The 19176-nt window shown below is 65.9% G+C and carries 18 protein-coding genes; 6 read left to right on the top strand and 12 right to left on the bottom strand.

Features of this window, described 5'->3' with window-relative positions:
* From CXQ96_RS04120 to CXQ96_RS04110, 3 genes are all read right to left on the bottom strand, one after another.
* Window positions 1-1023, bottom strand: a complete 1023-nt coding sequence (locus CXQ96_RS04120; protein WP_104116752.1) for a carbohydrate ABC transporter permease — start codon at window positions 1021-1023, stop codon at window positions 1-3.
* A 127-nt stretch (window positions 1024-1150) separates the two neighbouring features.
* Window positions 1151-2434 (bottom strand): ABC transporter substrate-binding protein, encoded by a 1284-nt coding sequence (locus CXQ96_RS04115; protein ID WP_104116751.1) that lies wholly within the window; start codon window positions 2432-2434, stop codon window positions 1151-1153.
* Between the two features lie 261 nt (window positions 2435-2695).
* Window positions 2696-3955, bottom strand: coding sequence for a glycoside hydrolase family 6 protein (locus tag CXQ96_RS04110; protein ID WP_258058831.1), 1260 nt, complete (start codon window positions 3953-3955; stop codon window positions 2696-2698).
* A gap of 242 nt (window positions 3956-4197) precedes the next feature.
* On the opposite strand from CXQ96_RS04110, the gene CXQ96_RS04105 reads away from it, so the two are divergent.
* Window positions 4198-5259 (top strand): LacI family DNA-binding transcriptional regulator, encoded by a 1062-nt coding sequence (locus CXQ96_RS04105; RefSeq protein WP_104116750.1) that lies wholly within the window; start codon window positions 4198-4200, stop codon window positions 5257-5259.
* A gap of 114 nt (window positions 5260-5373) precedes the next feature.
* Here CXQ96_RS04105 and CXQ96_RS04100 read toward each other — a convergent pair whose 3' ends face one another.
* Together CXQ96_RS04100 and CXQ96_RS04095 are read right to left on the bottom strand one after the other, a co-directional pair.
* Window positions 5374-6747: a GH1 family beta-glucosidase gene (locus tag CXQ96_RS04100; RefSeq protein WP_308662457.1), complete on the bottom strand. Its 1374-nt coding sequence runs from the start codon at window positions 6745-6747 to the stop codon at window positions 5374-5376.
* Window positions 6748-6932: 185 nt separating this feature from the next.
* Complete coding sequence (locus tag CXQ96_RS04095; RefSeq protein WP_258058829.1) at window positions 6933-7862, bottom strand: aldo/keto reductase; 930 nt, start codon at window positions 7860-7862, stop codon at window positions 6933-6935.
* A 397-nt stretch (window positions 7863-8259) separates the two neighbouring features.
* Between CXQ96_RS04095 and CXQ96_RS04090 the strand changes: the two genes are divergently transcribed.
* Window positions 8260-9105, top strand: coding sequence for a metal-dependent hydrolase (locus tag CXQ96_RS04090; protein WP_104116747.1), 846 nt, complete (start codon window positions 8260-8262; stop codon window positions 9103-9105).
* An 82-nt stretch (window positions 9106-9187) separates the two neighbouring features.
* On the top strand, window positions 9188-9424 hold the full coding sequence (locus CXQ96_RS04085) for a hypothetical protein (protein WP_104116746.1): 237 nt from the start codon (window positions 9188-9190) through the stop codon (window positions 9422-9424).
* Here CXQ96_RS04085 and CXQ96_RS04080 read toward each other — a convergent pair.
* Both CXQ96_RS04080 and CXQ96_RS04075 read right to left on the bottom strand, forming a co-directional pair.
* Entirely contained in the window at window positions 9421-10116 is a 696-nt protein-coding gene (locus CXQ96_RS04080) for a DsbA family protein (protein ID WP_104116795.1), read from the bottom strand. The genes CXQ96_RS04085 and CXQ96_RS04080 overlap by 4 nt on opposite strands.
* A 61-nt stretch (window positions 10117-10177) precedes the next feature.
* Window positions 10178-10372 (bottom strand): hypothetical protein, encoded by a 195-nt coding sequence (locus CXQ96_RS04075; RefSeq protein WP_104116745.1) that lies wholly within the window; start codon window positions 10370-10372, stop codon window positions 10178-10180.
* 132 nt (window positions 10373-10504) lie between these two features.
* Here CXQ96_RS04075 and CXQ96_RS04070 point away from each other — a divergent pair, with 132 nt between their 5' ends.
* Complete coding sequence (locus CXQ96_RS04070; RefSeq protein ID WP_104116744.1) at window positions 10505-11968, top strand: YdiU family protein; 1464 nt, start codon at window positions 10505-10507, stop codon at window positions 11966-11968.
* A gap of 60 nt (window positions 11969-12028) precedes the next feature.
* On the opposite strand, the gene CXQ96_RS04065 is transcribed toward CXQ96_RS04070, so the two are convergent.
* From CXQ96_RS04065 to CXQ96_RS04050, 4 genes are all read right to left on the bottom strand, one after another.
* Entirely contained in the window at window positions 12029-12832 is an 804-nt protein-coding gene (locus CXQ96_RS04065; protein WP_104116794.1) for an ABC transporter permease, read from the bottom strand.
* An 11-nt stretch (window positions 12833-12843) separates the two neighbouring features.
* Window positions 12844-13773: an ABC transporter permease gene (locus tag CXQ96_RS04060; protein ID WP_104116743.1), complete on the bottom strand. Its 930-nt coding sequence runs from the start codon at window positions 13771-13773 to the stop codon at window positions 12844-12846.
* 174 nt (window positions 13774-13947) lie between these two features.
* Window positions 13948-15147 (bottom strand): extracellular solute-binding protein, encoded by a 1200-nt coding sequence (locus CXQ96_RS04055; RefSeq protein ID WP_104116742.1) that lies wholly within the window; start codon window positions 15145-15147, stop codon window positions 13948-13950.
* A 48-nt stretch (window positions 15148-15195) separates the two neighbouring features.
* On the bottom strand, window positions 15196-16197 hold the full coding sequence (locus CXQ96_RS04050) for an ABC transporter ATP-binding protein (protein WP_308662471.1): 1002 nt from the start codon (window positions 16195-16197) through the stop codon (window positions 15196-15198).
* Between the two features lie 248 nt (window positions 16198-16445).
* On the opposite strand from CXQ96_RS04050, the gene CXQ96_RS04045 reads away from it, so the two are divergent.
* Both CXQ96_RS04045 and CXQ96_RS04040 read left to right on the top strand, forming a co-directional pair.
* The gene (locus tag CXQ96_RS04045; protein ID WP_181036345.1) at window positions 16446-17228 is read left to right on the top strand and encodes a winged helix-turn-helix domain-containing protein; all 783 of its coding nucleotides are present in this window, start codon (window positions 16446-16448) and stop codon (window positions 17226-17228) included.
* Window positions 17225-18037 (top strand): cache domain-containing protein, encoded by an 813-nt coding sequence (locus CXQ96_RS04040; protein ID WP_104116739.1) that lies wholly within the window; start codon window positions 17225-17227, stop codon window positions 18035-18037. The genes CXQ96_RS04045 and CXQ96_RS04040 overlap by 4 nt, the downstream gene beginning before the upstream one ends.
* Window positions 18038-18081: 44 nt before the next feature.
* Here the strand turns inward: CXQ96_RS04040 and CXQ96_RS04035 are convergent, their stop codons facing one another.
* The gene (locus CXQ96_RS04035) at window positions 18082-19143 is read right to left on the bottom strand and encodes a glycerophosphodiester phosphodiesterase family protein (protein WP_104116738.1); all 1062 of its coding nucleotides are present in this window, start codon (window positions 19141-19143) and stop codon (window positions 18082-18084) included.
* Between the last annotated feature and the right edge of the window lie 33 nt (window positions 19144-19176).

Genomic DNA, 19176 nt, shown 5'->3' with positions numbered 1-19176 from the left:
TCATGCCGAGGATCCTTTCTTCTGTGTGGTCTTCTTCTTGAGCGCCCTACCGTCGGCGGACGCGATCCTTTTCGAGATAAAGAAGTTGATCAGGCCGATTCCGACGATCAGCAGGAAGAGCAGCCACGCGATGGCAGACGCCCGACCGAAGTCCTGACGGAAGAAAGCCATCTCCCAGAGGTAGAGCACCGTCGTCTGGAACTGACGGTCTGAGCCGCCGACACCGCCGGCTGTGGACACGTCGAACAGCCGCGGTTCTGCGAAGATCTGCAACCCGCCGATGGTCGCAGTGATGATGACGAAGATCAGCGTCGGACGGATCGTCGGGATGGTGATCGAGAAGAACCGTCGTACACCGCCGGCACCGTCGATTGCTGCCGATTCGTGCAGATCGCGTGGCACGGACTGCATCGCAGCAAGCAGGATCAGGGCGTTGTAACCCGTCCAGCGCCAGTTCACCATCGTCGCGATCGCGACGTGGCTCGCCCAGGTCTCGCGCTTCCACTCGATGGGCTCGACGCCGATCAGGCCGAGCAGGTTGTTCGCCAGGCCCGACTCCTCCTGGAAGATGTTCGAGAAGATGAGCGCGACCGCAACCGGAGTCACGATGTAGGGAAGCAGGACGCTCATCCGCCAGAAGGTCTTGCCCTTCAGGTTGTGGTCGAGAATGGCCGCGAGGACCAGGGCGACGGTGATCTGCGGCACCGTCGACAGGATGAAGATGCTGAGGGTATTGAAGATCGAGTTCCAGAAGAATCGGTCCTGCAACGTGGCGGCGAAGTTCTCGAATCCGACGAAGTCCCCCTGCCCCTGCAGCAGCTCCCAATCGTGCAGCGAGACAACGAGTGTATAAACCAGCGGAAAGAGGCCGAGGAGGCCGAAGAGAATGAAGAACGGGGAGATATAGAGGTACGGCGACGCTTTCACGTCGAACCAACTGAGCCGCTGCACCAGGGAAAGTTTCGGGCGAGTACTCGGGCGGGCGCTGGGTGCGGTTTCCGCCGCCTTCAAGGTGGATGACATAAGGAGATCCTGTGCACGAGAGGGGAAGACCAACGGGCAGTTCTAGAGGCTGGCGAAGCAGCCGGGGAAAGCTGGTCGGATGGCCTTCAGGAGAGAATCCCGAAGGCCATCCGGCACTCCAAGCTACTTAGCCGACAAGTTCGTCGAGCAGCGTCAGTGCTTCCTGCCAGGCCTCCTGCTCGTTCGCCTCGCCGCGCTCCAACTTCTGCAGCGGTGGGCCGAAGACGTTCTCCTGGATGAGCGAGTCGTCCGGTCCCTTGAACTGGGCGACGACGCCCTGTGAGCGGTCAACGAGGATGGGGCCCACGGGAGCGCCGTTGAAGACCTCATTCGGCTCCGGATTCGCGGCCAGATCGCTTTGGGCCTCTGTGGTGCTGGGGAAGGCGCCGGCCGCTTCGAAAGCAGCGAGCTGCTGCTCAGGCTGGGTCAGCCATGATGCGAGTGCGGCCGCCTCCTCCGGGTGCTCGGAGGTGGTCGGCACGGTCAGCCAGGAACCGCCCCAGTTGACCGATCCGCCGGGGAACACGTCGGCGAAGTCCCAACCGGTGTCAGGTCCGCCGCCGCCGGCTTCGAGCTGGCCCTGCACCACGCCGAGCATCCAGCCCGGGCAAACGAAGGTCGCGAAGGTCTCGTCGGTGAACGCTTTGCCGCCATTCCAGTCCCAAGCCGTCTGAGCGGCCGAGAGACCGTCCTCGGATGCATCAGAGATCCAGCCGAACCGCTCTTTGAGCTCTGCATTGTCCTCGACGTTCAGCTCGCCATCAGCGGTGTAGTAGCCCTCCTCGAGCTGGTTCACCATGGAATTCCAGACGAAGCCATTGTGGTCGTACCAGGCCTTGCCGGTGCTCTCCTTGTATTCACGGCCGAGTTCGAAGAAGCGGTCCCAGGTCGCGTCGTCGCCGCCGAACAGTTCGGCGACTTCTTCGCGGTCAGTCGGCAGGCCTGCAGCCTCGAACGCCGCCGAGTTGTAGCAGAGCCCTGCCGGCCCGATGTCGGTACCGTACCCGATGATGCGGTCCTCGGAGTCAGTGACCTGCTGGACTTTCCAGTCGAGCCAGTCGCCCTGCCGCTCTTCCATGTCGAAGTCGCGCAGATCGCTGAACTGGTCGGAGACTTCCATGACGGATCCGAGCCAGCCCTCCTCGATCGCTACGACGTCGGAGAGGCCGGACCCAGCGGCAAGCTTGGTGAAGGTGTCGGTCCGGGCGTTGCCGCCGGTGTCGATGTTGCTCGCCTCGATGGTGATGTTCGGGTTCTCGGACTGGTACTGCTCATACAACGCATCGAGGCCCATGGTGCCGAAGGTCGTCACGGTCAGGGTGATGTTTCCATCCTCACCCGAACCGCCACCCTCGTTTCCTCCACCTGCACATCCGGTGGCTACGAGGGCAAGTGCCACTGCGCTGGCCATAGCAGCAGCTGCGGTGGCTGGTCGTGAAAAACTCACGGTCACTCCTTTGTGTGTGAAAAGTTGGAGAGCTGGGATCGCCCTTTGGGAGCGCTCTCACTAATGTGACGAGACTAACTTGGTCTTCTCTTGCATGTCAACAGATGACCCGTCCGCTACTCGATCCCACTCCCTGGCCCGCAGAGCATTACCCACGAAAGCGGCCTCCTTCAGACTGAAGGAAGCCGCTTCCGTGTGGTTGCTACTGCGTGTCGCTACGGGGCTTCAGCGCCCGAACGTCGGGCTCGAGTGCTTGATCAGGTCGAGCGCTTGCTCCGCGAACCAGGCCCCTGCTGCAGGATCGACGATTCCCCACTCGGGATCCACCGCTCCGGCACCGAGGCCGCGGCCGCACTCACCGTCGGATTCTCCGGGCACCTTCACCCAGAGGAAAGCGTCGGCGAGCACGTTCCCGGTGTCCGTGGTCGGGGTGATGCCCAGGCCTCTGGCTGGCGGGTTGCACCAGGTTTGGGGGTCCGGGTAGCTGCGTGTGGGAGTCCACGGACCCTGCCCGTTACGGCTCGTATCGATCACGAAATGGGCGAGCTCGTCTTCAGCGGGAGCGGCACTGTCGACGTGCGTCGCGTACCAAGCGTCGGTCAGCGCCCAGGTCGAGAAGTCATTCGAGGACGCCGGGTAGTACTGGCTTCCGCAGGCCCCGAAGTTCCCCGGGTCGATCTCCGTCGCGTAGTAGATGCACTTGGAGATCCACGTGCCGAACTTGAGCTGCTTCTCGGTCAACTCGTAGTTGGAGACATTCAGGAAGAATCCGTCGGCGTCCTGAACCCCTGCCTTGACGAGCCTGTCTGCTGCGTCCCCGACGCTCAGCCAACCGCTGTGCGTCCCATCGAGGTAGACGCTCGTTTCCGGCAGTGCCTTGAGGGTATCGACCGCGTAGTTGAGCATCTCGAAGCGTTCAGCTGCGGCGGTTTCTGGATCAGCTTCGGCGGGCTGGCACCACTCAGGGTTCTCACTGTTGAAGGGCGTGTACCAGGGAATGATTCCCAGTCCGTCGGTCTCGAGGATGATTACTGCTTCGCGATCCTCGATGCCGGCAGCAACCCCGTCGATCCATGCCTTGTATTCGTCGACGGAGGACGCGCCGCCAGCCGAGTACTGGGAGCAATCCCTGAACGGCAGGTTGTAGGCGGACAGCACAGGGACCTGCCCCTTGCCCTCAGCTCGATGAGTGGTCTGACGGACTTGCTGCTCGACCTCCTTGGGGGTGCCTGATGTTACCCAGACAGCCTGCGGGGTGGAGATGAGCTTCCTGAGTTGCTCGGCAGACCGGTGGTCTCCGGACGCTCGCAGCTTGGCGGACTGCTGCAGTGCTTCCTGGTAGTGGCTCTGCTGTTCTACATAGAACTGCGTTCCGTCTGCTATGTCAGCGGACGCAGCAGTCGCGGAGAGTGATATGGCGGCAAAGGATGTCGCCGCCACCATCGCCCCCATCTTGGACAGGGACACTAGCGAACGTTTGAACATCTGCGCTCCTTCGGGCAGTGAGTGAGGATGCTGGGAGACCTGCAGTGACGCTTTGTGGAAGCGCTCCCATGAAAGTATGTGTGCTGTGCATCACATCGTCAACCCACTGTCGTCGGGTAATTCCGCTGAGGCACGTGCCGCTTTGTGCGGGCGATCGCGTTCCGGCACGCACACCGCACCGCCTCCAGAACGCCGCCGGACTGCAGGGAAGAACCCGCCATCGGTGTCGTATTGTCTACTTGATGGAGACTCAGACGCTCGGGACCGGTCACCCCACGGCAAAACGACCAGGCAACCCCACGCTGGAGGACCTGGCCGTCGCTGCTGGGGTGTCGCGCTCCACCGCGTCGCGTGCAATCAACGGGGGCTACAAGGTCAGCCCGCAGGCTCGTGCCGCAGTGGACCGCGCCGTCGCTGCTCTCGGCTACATCCCGAATCAAGCGGCACGGAGCCTGGTAACCCGCCGCACGTCCTCGATTGCCCTGGTCATTCCGGAGCCCGACGTCCGCGTCATGATGGATCCCTTCTTCGCCATCGTCATCACCGGTATCTCGGAGGCTCTCCGCGAGACCGACATGCAGCTGGTCCTGCTGATGTCGAGGAACGACGACGACTCCTCCCGAGCGCTGCGCTACCTGCGCGGCGGGCACGTCGACGGGGCCATCGTGGTCTCCCACCACAAGGCCGACTCCTGGGCGAAGTCCCTTGCGGGAACCGGGCTTCCCATCGTCTTCATCGGACGGCCCTGGGACACATCGATCGACGTGACGTACGTCGACACGGACAACTACGAAGGCGGGCGCCTCGCCGCGCACCATCTTGCGTCCACCGGTCGGAAGCGACTGGGAACCATAGCAGGCCCCGCGGACATGACCGTAGCAACGGACCGGCTGGCGGGCTGGACGGAAGGGTTGCGTGAAGCCGGGCTGCAGCAAGGGCCTGTAGCTCATGCCGATTTCTCCACTGCTGGTGCGCAGGAAGCCGCCCTGCGTCTGCTTGATGACGCTCCACACCTCGATGCCATCTTCGCCGCATCGGACCTCATGGCTCTTGGTGTCATGAACGCATTGATCGCCAAGGGCTACTCGGTCCCGGATGGTGTCGCCCTGGTCGGTTATGACAACCACGCAATCGCCGCGGACACCGCTGTCCCCCTGACAACGATCACCCAACCCATAGCCGCCATGGCAGCCAAAGCCGCAGAGTTGCTCCTCCAGAAGTTGGACGATCCCGCAATCCAGCACCCTCCCTTCATCTACCCTGCGGAACTTACCATCAGAGCGAGCACCCCTCCCGTTCCCTAGGACGCCCACACCAGAACAGGGCAGCTGGAACTATTCGTCGTTCGATGGGACTTCGATCGGAGCGGGCAGGACATTTCCGCGTCCGCGGAGTGGAGACTCCGCCGACGCGTTCGCTCAAGCCGAAGTGTCGGCGTTTCCCGCCAGGAACGCCGTGAGCCAGCGCGCGCTGGTCTTGGGGGTGCGCACCTGCGTGTCGTAGTCAACGTGGACAATCCCGAAACGCCTGCTGTACCCCCAAGCCCACTCGAAGTTGTCCATGAGCGACCACACGAAGTAGCCGCCCAGGGGAAGACCCCGCTGCCGGGCTTCGAGGCAGGCAGCGACATGCTGGCGCAGGTACTCCGCGCGTCCAGGGTCATCAATGGTTCCGTCATCACCGACGACGTCCTCGTACGCCGACCCGTTCTCCGTGATGTACAGGGGTAGCTCCGGCGCACCGCTGTGTGCCATCTCGAGCACGTCGACAAGACCATCGGGATGAATTTCCCATCCCATCTGCGTCTTGTCGGCTCCCGTGTCGACGAACTCGACGAACTCGCTTCCGGGGTAAGCACTGGCCTCGGTGCCGGCAGCCCCCGCCCTGAGAGTATGCCGGCTGTAATAGTTGATGCCCAGGAAATCGATCGGAGCCGAGATGCTCGCCAGATCCGCGGGCGCCGCGTTGTCATGGAACCAGGCGCCCTCGCCCAGGTCGGACAGCACATCCTCGGGATAGCTTCCCCTCAGCACCGGGTCGAGGAAGAACCTGTTGCCGAGCCCATCGATACGCCGGGCCGCATCGAGATCCGCCGGGCTCTCGGAAGCCGCCCGGATCGAATAGAGATTGAGACTGATCCCGACGTTCGCGTCGGGGACGGCCCTTCGGATCTCCGGCAGGGCCAGGCCATGCCCCAGCAACAGGTGATGCGCCGCCCGTGCGGCGACAGTGCCCTCCTGGCGGCCCGGTGCATGGACGCCAGCTGCGTACCCGAGGAACGACGAGCACCACGGCTCGTTGAGAGTGATCCAATTGCTGATCACATCCCCCAGGGCATCGGTAACCTTCGCCGAGTATTCAGCGAACCGGTATGCGGTGTCGCGTTCGAGCCAACCGCCGCGTTCTTCCAGAGCCTGCGGGAGATCCCAGTGGTACAGCGTCGCCCACGGCGTGATCCCGCGTGCCAGCAACCTTTCGGCGAGGTCACGATAAAAGGCCAGGCCGGTGTGGTTCGCGGCACCGGTGCCGTTCGCCTGGATACGGGGCCACGCAATCGAGAAACGGTACGCGTCGACACCGAGGTCTGCCATGACCGAGACATCCTCAGCCGCACGGTGATAGTGATCGTCGGCTATATCGCCGGTCTGGCCATCCGCAATGGCACCAGGTCTGCGGCTGAACGTATCCCAAATGCTCTCGCCGCGGCCGTCTTCGGCCACGGCACCCTCGATCTGGTAGGACGCAGTCGCGGTGCCCCAGACGAATGAGGTCGGAAAGTCGGATCGCTTCACCTCAGACCTCCTGGGCGTGCGCATCGGTTGCCGTCGAGGAGTGGGCGCCGAGCATGACGGCACCGGTCTGGGTTCGCAGTTCGGCGCGGTCTTCGTGCTTGTTCGAGCGGATGAGAGGCATGATTCCTCAGTCTCCTTCGTCGGGGCTGTAGGGGGCGGCTTCAGGACAGGTGGATCAGTCGTGCTCAGACCAGAGGGGCGTCCAGCCAGTTCTCGGCGGTCGGTACGAGCATCTCGAGTTCGTTCCAGAACTCATCGGGCAGGTTTGCGGTGGCCGCCTCGATCGTCGGCTCGATTCGACCTATTTTGCTGATACCGACGATCGTCGTACTGATGCGCGGCTCGCGAGTCGAGAAGCGAATTGCTGCGGTAGCGAGATCGGTATTCCAGGCGCGGCAGACCTCGCGCATGCGGGCGATCGAGGCAAGGGTCACGGCCGTGGCTGGGCGGTATCCGTACGACGTGTTCGTCCCGCTGGAGTCAACCAGGATGCCGCCACCCAGGACAGCGGCATTCACCACGGCTACACCGAGTTCCGTCGCACGCGCGATGATGTCCCCGGCGCTCCGATCAACCAGAGTCCACCGGTTGTGCACCAGCAGCACATCGAAGACGCCGAGCTCCAGATAGCGCGCCATCTCATGCACGTCCCCTCCGGCAAGACCCAGATGCCTGATCTCGCCACTTTCGCGCGCCGCTACAAGTGCGGAAACAGCACCACCCTTTGCGGTCAGCTCACTGAAGTCATGGAACTCGGGGTCGTGGAGGTGTACCAGCGGAAGTGTATCGATGCCGAGCCTCTGCCGACTCTCGTGCAGGGATTGTCGCACTCTGTCCCCGCTGTAATCGGTGCCCTTCGCGTCGACCTTCGTCACAACAACTACATCGTCGGGTAATCCGCCATATTCGGCGATGCCTTTGCCGATGCGTTCCTCGCTCTGGCCGTCCGAGTAACCGTTCGAGGTGTCGATCGTCCGGATATCACTGTCGAGTACTGCGCAGACGAGGTCGATCGCTTCACGCTCTGAAACCTCGTACCCGAAATTCGCAGGCATACTGCCGAGGGGTGCCCCACCGAGCGTGATGGGACTTACCTTCACGTCCGTCGAGCCCAAGCGGTTCAGCTCCCAGGAAGACGTCACGCCAGTATGCCCGTACTGACGGGACCCTCGGGATGCTTGGGTACCTCGAGTCCGGACATGGTTCCACCCTTCAGCTCAATTCCCGTTCCGGCCATGAAAGAAATCAGCGCCCCCGTTCTGCGTCAACAGGTTCCACTCGGAACAGGACGACGCGGGCGCGCATACCGAGGTTACAGTCCAGCATCTCCGTTGTGCCAGCACCTGCTCCACCTCCGATCATGGACGTCCTGCCCCGGGGTGCCAGGACCCATATCGACGCAGCTGCGGGGGGGTCACGCGGGTTCGAAGAATGGGGGTGGCACGCGTCAGGATGGGACTTTGCGCCGGCCGATTCCGCAGCCGGCGCGGTCCCACTGAAAGGACTCCCGCCATGATGGGCGCCCACCACGCTGCCTGCGGCGCCGCCGCCTGGGTTGCCGCCACCACCCAGATCGAGGTCCACGCCGGGCGGTTCCTGCCGATCCTTCCGGAGTCCGTCACCCTCGGGTTCGGCGTGCTGGACGTCAGTCCGGTCGGCGTGGTCACCGGAGCGCTCGTGACCGCGGGTGCGGCGCTCCTGCCCGACGCCGATCACCACAGCGCCACGATCGCTCACTCCCTGCCGCCACTGTCCAACCTGCTGTGCGCGGGGATCGGCGCCATTGCCGGCGGTCACCGCCGCGGCACCCACTCGCTCCTCGGCGTCGCCGCGTTCGTCGCCGTCGCCTTCGTGGCCGGGCTCTGGACCGTCGACACGGTGGACTTCGGCACCGTCTATCCGGGTGCGGGCCTCCTGACGGTGCTGCTCGTCTCCTTCGCGGCGAAGGCCCTGAAGATGATTCCCGACAGCATGCGGAGGTCTCCCTGGGCCGTGGGCCTGACCGCCGGGGCCTTCGTCACGGCCTTTGCACCCGAGGAGCAGTTCTGGTTCCCGCTGGCGGTTGGCATCGGAGTCGTCGTCCATATCCTCGGCGACATGCTGACGACCGGCGGATGCAACCCCGTCTACCCCTTCCGGCTGCGACGGCCGCGGAGCCTCGCACACCTGCCGGTGGTCTCGCAGGTGTGGCGGCCCAACGGCAACATCGCGGTGCCGGTACTCGGAAATGCGGGCTCCGTGCGGGAGTGGTGCCTGCTGGTACCTGTCTCGCTCTATGCGGTCGGCGGCGTCGGGTGGGCCATCACCAGGATCGACGACGGCGCCACAGTGGTCGCGCGCCTGTCCGGGCTCGGCTGACCAAGGGCCCACGCACCACGAAAGAAGCCGGAAACACGGCCGCGCTAGTGTCGGAGCAGAAACCGGAGGCTGAGGGGGTTCAATGCATCGCGAAGGGTTGTTCTTCGATCCGCTGCAGGAAGGGTCGGGCGCGCCGCGCGCCGAAAACGGTGCTCCCGAGCCCGGGCGGAACCGACGGCTGGACGCCGAGGAGCTGCAGGCACAGCGCCAGCGGGAGCTGACGCGGGTGCAGGAGGAATTGCGGAAGATGGCGCAGGGCTTCGGGCCTGCGGGCGACGGCGGACCACGCAGCCGCCGTCGTCCTGCCGTGGAGCGCTAGCAGCCGTCCGGGCCGCAGGCAGGGCCATCGGCCGACGGCGTCAGTGCCACGAGCGGGTGCGATTCCTGCCACGCCTGGTCGAGCGCCTGCCGGAACAGCTCCGTCGGCTGCGCCCCGGAGATCCCGTACTTGCGGTCGACGACGAAGAACGGCACGCCCTGGGCCCCGAGGGTCCGGGCCTCCTCGATGTCGCGGCGCACGTCGTCGGTGAAGCGGCCACCGGCGATGGTCGCGCGGATCTCGTCCTCATCGAGCCCGATGACCGTGCCGAGGGAGACGAGGACTTCGACGTCGGACGTGTCCAGGCCCCGCTCGAAGTGCGCCGCCATGATGGCCTCCTTGGCGGCGTCGCCGAGCCCGTGGGACTTTGCAAGGTGCAGGAAGCGGTGCGCTGTGAAGCTGTTGCCCACCACGATGCGGTCGAAGTCGAAGTGCAGGCCCTCACCCTCGGCCTGCTGCGCGAGGTGCTGCCACATCTGCCGCACCTGCTCGGGGGCGATGCCCTTGCGCTCCGCGAGGTACTGCTGTTCGGTGCCGTCGTAGTGGTCGGGCAGCGTGGGGTCCAGCTGGTAGCTCTTCCAGGTGACCTCGACGCTGTCGCGGTGCGGGAAGTCGGCGAGCGCCTTCTCGAAGCGGCGCTTGCCCACATAGCACCACGGGCACTTGACGTCGGACCAGATTTCGATATGCATGTTCAGTGCAACCACGGGGCGCTCGGGCCCTATTCCCTGAGGGGCAGGCCCGAGCGTCGTGCTAGCGGCGGTTGAGCAGGTTGCGGAGGATGCCGCCGACCTTGCCCGACGGAACGGGCGTGCCGCGACCGCCGGAGCCGAGGCCACCTGCACCCAGCCCGCCGCCCCTGGTCCGCCCGGTTGTCGGCGTCATGCCGGTGCCGGACCTTCCGAGGTAGCGCCCGGCCGCGTTCTTGACCATGTTGCTGATGCCCATGATGATCTCCTTCGATTTCCGCCTGCAAACCCCGGAAATTCAGGGTGCTTAGCAGTTTACGACCGCACGGGCATTCCGGCCAGCATCCGGTGTGCCGGGCGGGCCTTCTGCGCGCGGGCGTACGGTGGTGGAATGAGCGTGCCTACAGATTCCAAGGTGACCTTCGGCGGGCGCTTCGCCCGCGAACTGCCCGAGATGGCGGTCTCATGGGGAGCCGACAAGGCGCCCGAGCCCCGCCTCCTCGCCCTCAATGAGCAGCTCGCCACAGAACTCGGCTTCGAACCGGAGGTCCTCCGCTCCCCCGAGGGACTCGCACTGCTGATCGGCACCTCGGTCCCCGAGGGCGCGACGCCGGTGGCGCAGGCCTATTCCGGCCACCAGTTCGGCAGTTTCAATCCGCGTCTCGGCGACGGACGCGCACTGCTTCTCGGCGAGGTGACCGACGTCGAGGGGCGGCTCCGGGACATCCACCTGAAGGGGTCCGGCCGCACGCCCTTCGCCCGTGGCGGCGACGGCCTCGCCGCCGTCGGCCCCATGCTCCGGGAGTACATCGTGAGCGAAGCGATGCAGGCGCTTGCCATCCCCACCACGCGATCGCTCGCCGTCGTGGCCACGGGTCGCGAGGTGCGCCGCGAGACGATGCTTCCCGGCGCCGTCCTGACGCGCGTGGCCGGCAGCCACCTGCGCGTCGGGAGCTTCCAGTACGCGGCGGCCACGGGGAACCTCGACCTCCTGAAGCGCCTCGCCGATCACGCGATCAGCCGCCACTACCCGGCCGCGGCCTCCGCCGAGCGCCCCTACCTGGCACTCTTCGAGTCCGTCATCGCCGCGCAGGCCTCGCTCGTGGCGCAGTGGATGCTCGTCGGGTTCATCCACGGCGTCATGAACACGGACAACATGACCATCTCCGGCGAGACCATCGACTACGGGCCCTGCGCCTTCATGGACGTATTCGATTACTCCACGGTCTACAGCTCCATCGACCACGGCGGCCGCTACGCCTATGCCAACCAGCCGCTGATCGCCGAATGGAACCTGGCTCGCCTCGCCGAAGCGCTCCTGCAGCTCATCGACGACGACCAGGAGCAGGGGGTCAAGCTCGCCGTCGGGGCGCTCGAAGCGTTCCGCCCGCAGTACAGCAGCGCCTGGCTCGCGGGCATGAAGGCCAAGCTGGGGCTGCCCGACGGCGTCGAGGACGAGGTCGCATCGCCGCTCGCGAACGACGTGCTCGCGCTCCTGCAGGAGAACCACGTCGACTACACGGCATTTTTCCGTGGACTGGCTTCCGCGGTGCGCGGCGACGCACGGCCGGCGCGGGACCGGGTGCTCGACGTCGTTGCCTTCGATGCCTGGGCCGAGCGGTGGCTGGCTCTCGGGCCGGACGCCGACGCGATGGACCGCGTGAATCCGGTCTACATCCCGCGGAACCACCTCGTGGAGGAGGCGCTCGAAGCCGCGACCGCCGGGGACCTCGAACCGATGACGCGCCTGGTCGACGTCGTCGCCAGGCCGTTCGACGAGCGTCCGGGGCTGGAGCGCTACGCCGCTGGAGCCCCGGACGACTTCGGGGCGTATACGACATACTGCGGCACCTGAGCGGCCCGGCGACCTTTCATCGTGCCGTCGGCGGCATGCCCAGGGGCCGATCGCCGCGACCTATTTCCTGTCGTCCCCGGTCATCCTCTGGCTCAGGTAGACCGGGATCATCGACAGCAGCACCAGGACGGCAGCAATGACGTTGACGACCGGAGCCTGGTTGGGGCGTGCCATGTTGTTGAAGATCCAGATCGGCAGGGTCTCGGTTCCCGGCGGAGCCGTGAACGTCGTCACGACGATCTCGTCGAAGCTCAGCGCGAAGGCCAGGAGCCCGCCGGCCAGGAAGGCGGACTTGAAGCCGGGCAGGGTCACGGTGAAGAACGCCCTGATCACGTTCGCGCCCATGTCCATGGCCGCCTCCTCGAGGCCCCTGTTCATCCGGCCCAGCCGCGCCTGCACGTTGTTGAAGACCATGACGATGCAGAAGGTGGCATGGCCGACGATCACGGAGAACAGGCCGAGCCCGATACCCAAGGGTTCCAGGACGGTCTTGAATGTGTTGTTCAGCGCCACGCCGGTGACGATGCCGGGGAGTGCGATGGGCAGCACGACGAGCAGGTTGACGGTGTTCTTCCCGAAGAACTCGTAGCGCGACAAGGCGAAGGCGATCATCGCGCCGAGGAGCAGGGCGATCACCGTAGCGACCGTGGCGACGCGCAGGGAGGTCCACAGCGCCTCGCGCACTCCCTCGTTGGTGAAGGCCGCTTCCCACCACCGCGTGGTGAAGTCGGTGATCGGGAACGCCCCGGAGGTGGTGGCGTTGAACGAGTTCACGATCACCAGCAGGAGCGGCAGGTAGATGGCAGCCATCACCGCGGCAGCGAAGATCCGCAGCGTGATTTTTGCGGAGCGGGAGAGTCTCATCGGCATGGCTCCTAGAGCTGCTTGAGGGCGCCGGATTTACGGGCCAGGAAGAGGTACAGGACGACGACGACGATCGGGACGGTGCCGAAAGCGGCGGCCAGGGGCGGGTTCAGGTTGATGTTGGAGGCGATGACGGTGCCGATCACCTGCGTCTTGCCTCCGACGAACTGCGCGGCGATGTAGTCGCCGAGGCTCAAGGAGAAGGTGAAGATGGACCCCGCGATGAAGGCGGGCTTGAGCAGCGGCACCGCCACGGTGCGGACGGTGGCCCAGGGTTTCGCGCCGAGGTCGGACGAGGCATCGAAGAGGTTGTCGGGGATCTGGCGGAAGGCCGAGTACACCGGGACCGCCATGTACGGGAACCAGAGGTAGGCCAGGGTGATGATCAGCGCAGCAGTCCCGTATCCCGGCCCGGTCAGGCCGAACGGTGCGAGCAGCCAGTCCAGCGGCCCACCGCTCATGAACGTGATCCGCCAGGAGAACACCTTCACGAGATAGCCGGCCCACAGCGGCAGCGTGATGCCGATGGCCAGCATCGCCCGCATGCGCGGTGAGGCCACCTTCGCCATGTACAGCCCCAGCGGAAGGGCCAGGACCGCGCACAACACCGTGACCGCCAGCGCGATGCCGATGGTGCGCAGCGCCGTCAGCTGGTAGGCCGGGACGGTCACGATCTCGACGAAGTTCTCCAGCGTGAACGCAGGAACAACCTTCGACGTGAAGGTATCCGTCGTCCAGAACGCCGTGACGAACAGCAGGATCAGCGAGCCGATGTAGAGCACGCCGAGCCACGCCAGCGGCAGGGCCAGGAGTCCGGCCAGCCTCAGTTTCGGCCGCGCGTGCAGCACTCGCGAGATGGTGTCGCCGGTGCCGCTGCGGGCCGCGACAGGCGCCTGCGTGCTGTCGGAGGTGATATCCGGCTTGATGGTTGGTGCTGCCATGACGGTTTTCGGCGGTGGTCCCCGCCGCTCTCCTTCGGGTGCGGTGCTGATGGTGTACGCGGACGCCGGGACGGCGTCGCGCGATGGAACACCGGTGGAACCAGGGCAGGGGCGCGACGCCGGCGGTCACCACACGCCGCACCCCTGCTGTCCTGGTTGCCGGTGACGGCAGGCTCAGCCCTTGATCTCGGTCCAGGCCTTGGTCCACTCCTGGTAGTTGGTGCAGGTGGCGTCGGTGCGACCGTCGATGCACTCCTCGACGGGCGTCGTCCACATCCACACCTGCTTGTAGTACTCCTCGTCCGTGGCGTGGAAGGTGGCGCAGTGTTCCTCGTTCTTCGTCGAGCCCTCACAGGCCAGGGCGTTCGCCGGCGCCATCCCGAAGTTCTGCGCGATCTGCGCGTTCACCTCCGCCGAGGACGCCCAGTCCATCCACTTGTAGGCGCAGTTCGGGTTCTCCGTCTCGGCGGCGAGCATCCATGTGTCCGACCAGCCCGTGGCTCCCTCCTTCGGCAGGACCGATGCCACCTCGCCGCCGTCGGCCTGCGCGATGTTGACGATGACCTGCCAGCCGGTGCCCAGCGCTGCCGTGCCCGAGGAGATGGAGGAAACCGCCTTCAGCGCGTCGTTCCAGTACTCGCCGGCGATCTCGTTCTGCCCCTTCAGCAGCTCGACGGCGGCAGCGAGCTGCTCCTTGTCCAGCGCATAGGGATTGGTGATGCCGAGCTCGGGCTGCGTGGCCATCAGGTAAACGGCTGCGTCGGCGATGAAGATCGGCGAATCGTAAGCCATGATCTCACCGGCGTACTCGCTGTTCGGGTCCCAGGTGGCCTCCCAGGAGTCCGGCGCCTCGGGAACGGCTGCGGTGTTGTACATGAGGACGTTCGCGCCGCGGCCGATCGGCACACCGTAGCTCTTGCCGTTGAGCGTGTCGTAGATCTGGCCCTTCAGCCCCTCCACGATGTTGCCGAAGTTGGGGATCAAGTCGGTGTTGATCGGGGCGACGTCGCCGCCTGCGATCAGGCGGAGGGATGCGTCGCCGGATGCCGAGACGAGATCGTACTCACCCGTGCGCATCAGCTGGACCATCTCGTCGCTGGTGGCGCCGACCTTGCGGTTCACGACGCAGCCGGTCTGGTCCTCGAACTCGCTGACCCAGTCGGCCTCGGGATTGGTGGAGCCGTCCTCGACGAACCCGGCCCACGCGATGATGTTGACTTCACCCTCGCCCTCTCCGACCTCGGTGGCGGCGGGGATGTCGGGGACTTCGATGCCGCCGGACGCAGCGGGTGTGGGAGCGGAACCGCCGCAGGCGGTCAGTGCCAGCGAGAGTGAGGCGAGCACTGCCAGTGGCAGTGCCTTCGTGATCTTCATGGGTGTGCCTTTCCTTGAGGGTGCGTCGTGGGTTGGAAGTATCGGGGGCTAGACGGTGTAGTTGAACCTGGAGGACCACTCGAGCCGCACGCGGTCGCCGCGATGTGCACTCGAGGCGCGCGAGTCGTTCTGCTCCTGGACGATGAGTTTCTGGCCTGCCGAGGTCCGTGCCACGAAGCGGGTGCTCGGGCCGGTGTAGACGATCTCCTCGATCACCGCTTCGACGCTGGACATCCCGGCCGCTTCGAGCGGCTCATCCGGCTGCCGGATGCGGATCCGCTCGGGCCTGATGCTCAGCAGTGCGTCCGATCCGGTAAGCCCTCGGGCGAGCTCGCCCTCGACGAGGTTCGTGTTGCCCAGGAACGAGGCCACGAACCGACTGCTCGGCCTCTCGTACAGATCCTCCGGCGTGCCTACCTGTTCGACCAGGCCCTCGTTGAAGACGGCGACGCGATCGGAGAGGGTGAGTGCTTCCTCCTGGTCGTGCGTCACGAAGACGAAGGTGATGCCGACGGTGCGCTGGATCTGCTTCAGCTCGACCTGCATCTGCTCGCGCAGCTGCTTGTCCAGGGCTCCGAGCGGTTCGTCGAGCAGCAGCACCTGGGGCCGCAACACCAACGCGCGGGCCAGGGCTACGCGCTGGCGCTGCCCTCCGGACAGCTGGGAGGGCAACCGGTCCGCGACGTGGGGCAGGCGGATCATCTCCAGCGCTTCGGCCACCAGCCGTCGGCGATCCCCGCGGCTGGTTCTGCGGAGCTTGAGGCCGTACCCGACGTTCTCGGCGACGCTGAGGTGCGGGAACAGCGCATAGTCCTGGAAGACGGTGTTCACGTCCCGCTCGAAGGGCGCCTTGCGCGTCACGTCCCGGCCGGCGAGGTCGATACGGCCCGATGACGGAAGTTCGAAGCCGGCGATCATACGCAGCACCGTGGTCTTGCCGGACCCCGACGGCCCCAGCAATGAGAAGAACTCGCCCTGCCGGATGTCGAGGTCCAGACCCTTGACGGCGGTGAACTCGCCGAAGGTCTTGACGACGTTCTGCAGGGAGATGGCAGGAGTGACGGCAGCTGCCGCGCTGACGAGGGAAGCGGCGCCGGAAGCGGCTGTTGCTTGCACGGGCTCTGGCCTTTCGGAGTACGAGTGTGACGTGGACTACAGGTCATGCATTACCTATGAAAGCAGATGTTAGATGTTAAGTTGGTCACGTCAGGTAAATTTCTTGTTACGGAAGGCCCGGCAAGCGACCTGGCAGGAGGGACTGCCGATCCCATGAACAGCGGTCTGGAAGGATGAAGCGCATGCCCCACGACGCGTCGCCCCGCCAGCGGCTGCTCGCCGCTGTCTTCGCCCCGCTCGGCGAGGGCGGGAGAGCACAACGCGTCGAGGACCGGATCATCGAGGGAATCTCTGCCGGTGTGCTCGCGGATGGCGACCGGCTCCCCAGTGAGGCCGAGCTCGCCTCGTCCATGGGCGTGGCGACGGTGACGGTCAGGGAGGCTTTGGTGGGTCTCCGGTCACGCGGCCTGGTCGCCACGCGCCGCGGCCGCGACGGCGGAACCTTCATCACGGTTCCCCTGGGTCGTCGTGGTGAACTCGTCCGTGACCGCCTGAGCGGAATGAGCCGCGTAGAGCTGCGCGACCTCGCGATCCACTACCGTGCCATCGCGGCAACCGCAGCGGAACTCGCCGCCGACTTCGCGGGCCCCGACGAGGCGGAGACCCTGCGACGCATCCTGCGCGGCTCCGGCCGGTTCGGGCTGAGCGGATCGCTCGTGGGCGAGTTCCTGCTCGAGTTGGCGGCGCTGAGCCAGTCCGCCCGACTGACCCGTGAATTCGTCCGGCTCTATAAGGCGTTCGGCCCACTGCTGTCGCTGCTCCACGAGGACGAGGAGTTCGACGCCGGGATGGTGCGGTTGTGCGAGCGCATTGCAGACGCCGTCGCTGCGGGCGATGCCGCCGAGGCCCGCACGACCGTGGTGGAGCAGATCTCCACCGCACTGGTCGCCCTGATCGATGAACACGCACGGCTTACCGCTACGCCGGGGATGATGCCGGCAAACGCCCAGAGGAGGACGGGATGAGTTCGACGACTGACCGCTACGTGGCACGCGGTACGCATCCCCTCGACGAGGTGGGCGGCTTCTTCGACGGCATCCTCGCGCAGGTCTCGACCTGGGTGCCGGCACTCGGGGCCCTCTTCGACGACCCGCTGCGGCCTCCGTCCACCAAGGCGGTCAACGCCGTCACCCAGCCTCTGGCCGCCGGCTTGATCAACAGCGGGCAGTGGCCGGTGGTCGGTGCGGGGTTCGTGGCGGCCGAGCATGCGATGGCTGACGCCGCCTGGCATATGGCGTGGTGGCAGGGTAAGGCGATGGAGCGCCTGGTGCTGCCCGCCGTCGCCTCCGCCTCGGCCGCCTACACGCGGCGGGAGTGGTTCACCAGGCCGATGGATACCGGGTACGCCCATGTCACCGGACCGTACGTCGATTTCCTCTGCACCGACGAATACACGATGACCATGACGGTTCCCGTCCTCGCGGGCGGCAGGCGCGTCGGAGTAGCGGGCGCCGATGTCTTCGTCGAATCGCTGGAGCCGCTCCTGCTTCCCGCGCTCCGGAAACTGCACCCCGCCGCCGCGCTCGTGAACCACGCGGGGCGCGTCATCGTCTCCGCCGAGGTACAGGTAGCGGCCGGGACCCTCCTGGCGCCCGGCGCGGTACCCCGCACCTCGGACATCAGCGCAGAGGATGACGCCGCCCTGCCGAGTCGCGGCGAACTGGAAGCCCCGCGGTTCGTCCAGCCACGGGCTCCCCTGCACGTCGGGGAGCGGCTTCTGGTGCGGCCCTGCGGCAGCTTGCCGCTGGCGGTCGTCCACCCGGCGGCGGGCTAGCTCGGCAGCCCCGGCTCAGCCTGCCCGCGTACGGCGTCGATCGGTCAGCCCTTGGCTCCGGGGACGGAGAACTGCTTCGGCAGCTTCATCCCTCGCTCGGCCATCATGTCCCGCAGGCGATCGGGACGGTCCGTGATGAGCCCATCGATCCCGAGGCCCATGAGGTAGCGCATCGTGGCGGGGTCGTCGACGGTCCACGGGATCACCTCCATGCCGGCGCGGTGCGCATCGGAGACCATTTCCGCAGTGACGTAGGGCTGGTAGCCGGGGTCGCCGATCTTCCCGCCCTGTGGGTTGCCGTGCACGGGTGAGATGGCGTCCACTCCCAGTTCCCGCGCCAGCGCGACGAGGTCCCCGTCGAAGTCGTCGGCGTCGAGCCCTCCGAGCCATGGCGAGGCCCCCGGCTGGCCGACCTGGAGGAAGCTGCCGTTGGTCAGGGCAACACGGGGCAGGGACGGGTCGAGCTCCTCCACCAGGCGCAGGGACCCCCAGTCGAAGCTCTGGATGCTCACCTGGCGGTCCATGCGGTGCTCGTGGATCTCGCCGAGCACCGCGGCGACGAACTCCTCACGTGGCGCGGTTTCGTGGGGAGCGCCGGCCTCGACCTTGGTCTCGATGTTCAGCATCACGGTGTTCGCCCGGTACTGCTTGACCAGCGTGAACACGTCGGCCAGTTCGATCATCGGACCGGTCGCCAGCTGCTGGTCAGGGAACTGGGGCAGTTGCCGATGCCCGCACTCCACCGTCTTCACCTGCTCCAGCGTGAGGTTGGTGATGTATTTCCCCACATAGGGGAACTCCGGATCGCCGGGGGTGGCCGGAGCTGTGTCGCGGCACTTTGCTGCGCTGATCTGGCGATCATGGGTGACCACGACGGCGCCGTCGGCCGTGACCTGCGTGTCCAGTTCCAGGGTGGTGACCCCGAGTGCCAGGGCGTTCCCGAAACTCGCCAGGGTGCTTTCAGTGAAGAGTCCCGTGCCGCCCCTGTGGGCCTGGAGGTCGAACCGGTCGTGCGGCCGCTCCGCGTTGGCAGGAGCTGTTCCGAGCGCTGTCGCGGCAAGGACCAGAAGGGCCGTGATCAGCACGGTGGGACGGGAGGCTCTCATGGGGTGGTCCTTCGCTGGGGGTTAGTGGCATCC

This window comes from Arthrobacter sp. B1805 (genome assembly GCF_002929745.1).
In the GTDB taxonomy this organism is placed as follows: Bacteria; Actinomycetota; Actinomycetes; order Actinomycetales; family Micrococcaceae; genus Arthrobacter_D.
This window is presented reverse-complemented; position numbering and strand designations above follow the sequence as displayed.

What these genes read in the sequence shown, in the direction of transcription:
- CXQ96_RS04120 (WP_104116752.1), bottom strand. Translation starts at nt 1,023, where the DNA reads ATGTCATCCACCTTGAAGGCGGCGGAAACCGCACCCAGCGCCCGCCCG.
- CXQ96_RS04115 (WP_104116751.1), bottom strand. Translation starts at nt 2,434, where the DNA reads ATGGCCAGCGCAGTGGCACTTGCCCTCGTAGCCACCGGATGTGCAGGT.
- CXQ96_RS04110 (WP_258058831.1), bottom strand. Translation starts at nt 3,955, where the DNA reads ATGTTCAAACGTTCGCTAGTGTCCCTGTCCAAGATGGGGGCGATGGTG.
- CXQ96_RS04105 (WP_104116750.1), top strand. Translation starts at nt 4,198, where the DNA reads ATGGAGACTCAGACGCTCGGGACCGGTCACCCCACGGCAAAACGACCA.
- CXQ96_RS04090 (WP_104116747.1), top strand. Translation starts at nt 8,260, where the DNA reads ATGATGGGCGCCCACCACGCTGCCTGCGGCGCCGCCGCCTGGGTTGCC.
- CXQ96_RS04085 (WP_104116746.1), top strand. Translation starts at nt 9,188, where the DNA reads ATGCATCGCGAAGGGTTGTTCTTCGATCCGCTGCAGGAAGGGTCGGGC.
- CXQ96_RS04080 (WP_104116795.1), bottom strand. Translation starts at nt 10,116, where the DNA reads ATGCATATCGAAATCTGGTCCGACGTCAAGTGCCCGTGGTGCTATGTG.
- CXQ96_RS04075 (WP_104116745.1), bottom strand. Translation starts at nt 10,372, where the DNA reads ATGGGCATCAGCAACATGGTCAAGAACGCGGCCGGGCGCTACCTCGGA.
- CXQ96_RS04070 (WP_104116744.1), top strand. Translation starts at nt 10,505, where the DNA reads ATGAGCGTGCCTACAGATTCCAAGGTGACCTTCGGCGGGCGCTTCGCC.
- CXQ96_RS04065 (WP_104116794.1), bottom strand. Translation starts at nt 12,832, where the DNA reads ATGAGACTCTCCCGCTCCGCAAAAATCACGCTGCGGATCTTCGCTGCC.
- CXQ96_RS04060 (WP_104116743.1), bottom strand. Translation starts at nt 13,773, where the DNA reads ATGGCAGCACCAACCATCAAGCCGGATATCACCTCCGACAGCACGCAG.
- CXQ96_RS04055 (WP_104116742.1), bottom strand. Translation starts at nt 15,147, where the DNA reads ATGAAGATCACGAAGGCACTGCCACTGGCAGTGCTCGCCTCACTCTCG.
- CXQ96_RS04045 (WP_181036345.1), top strand. Translation starts at nt 16,446, where the DNA reads ATGCCCCACGACGCGTCGCCCCGCCAGCGGCTGCTCGCCGCTGTCTTC.
- CXQ96_RS04040 (WP_104116739.1), top strand. Translation starts at nt 17,225, where the DNA reads ATGAGTTCGACGACTGACCGCTACGTGGCACGCGGTACGCATCCCCTC.
- CXQ96_RS04035 (WP_104116738.1), bottom strand. Translation starts at nt 19,143, where the DNA reads ATGAGAGCCTCCCGTCCCACCGTGCTGATCACGGCCCTTCTGGTCCTT.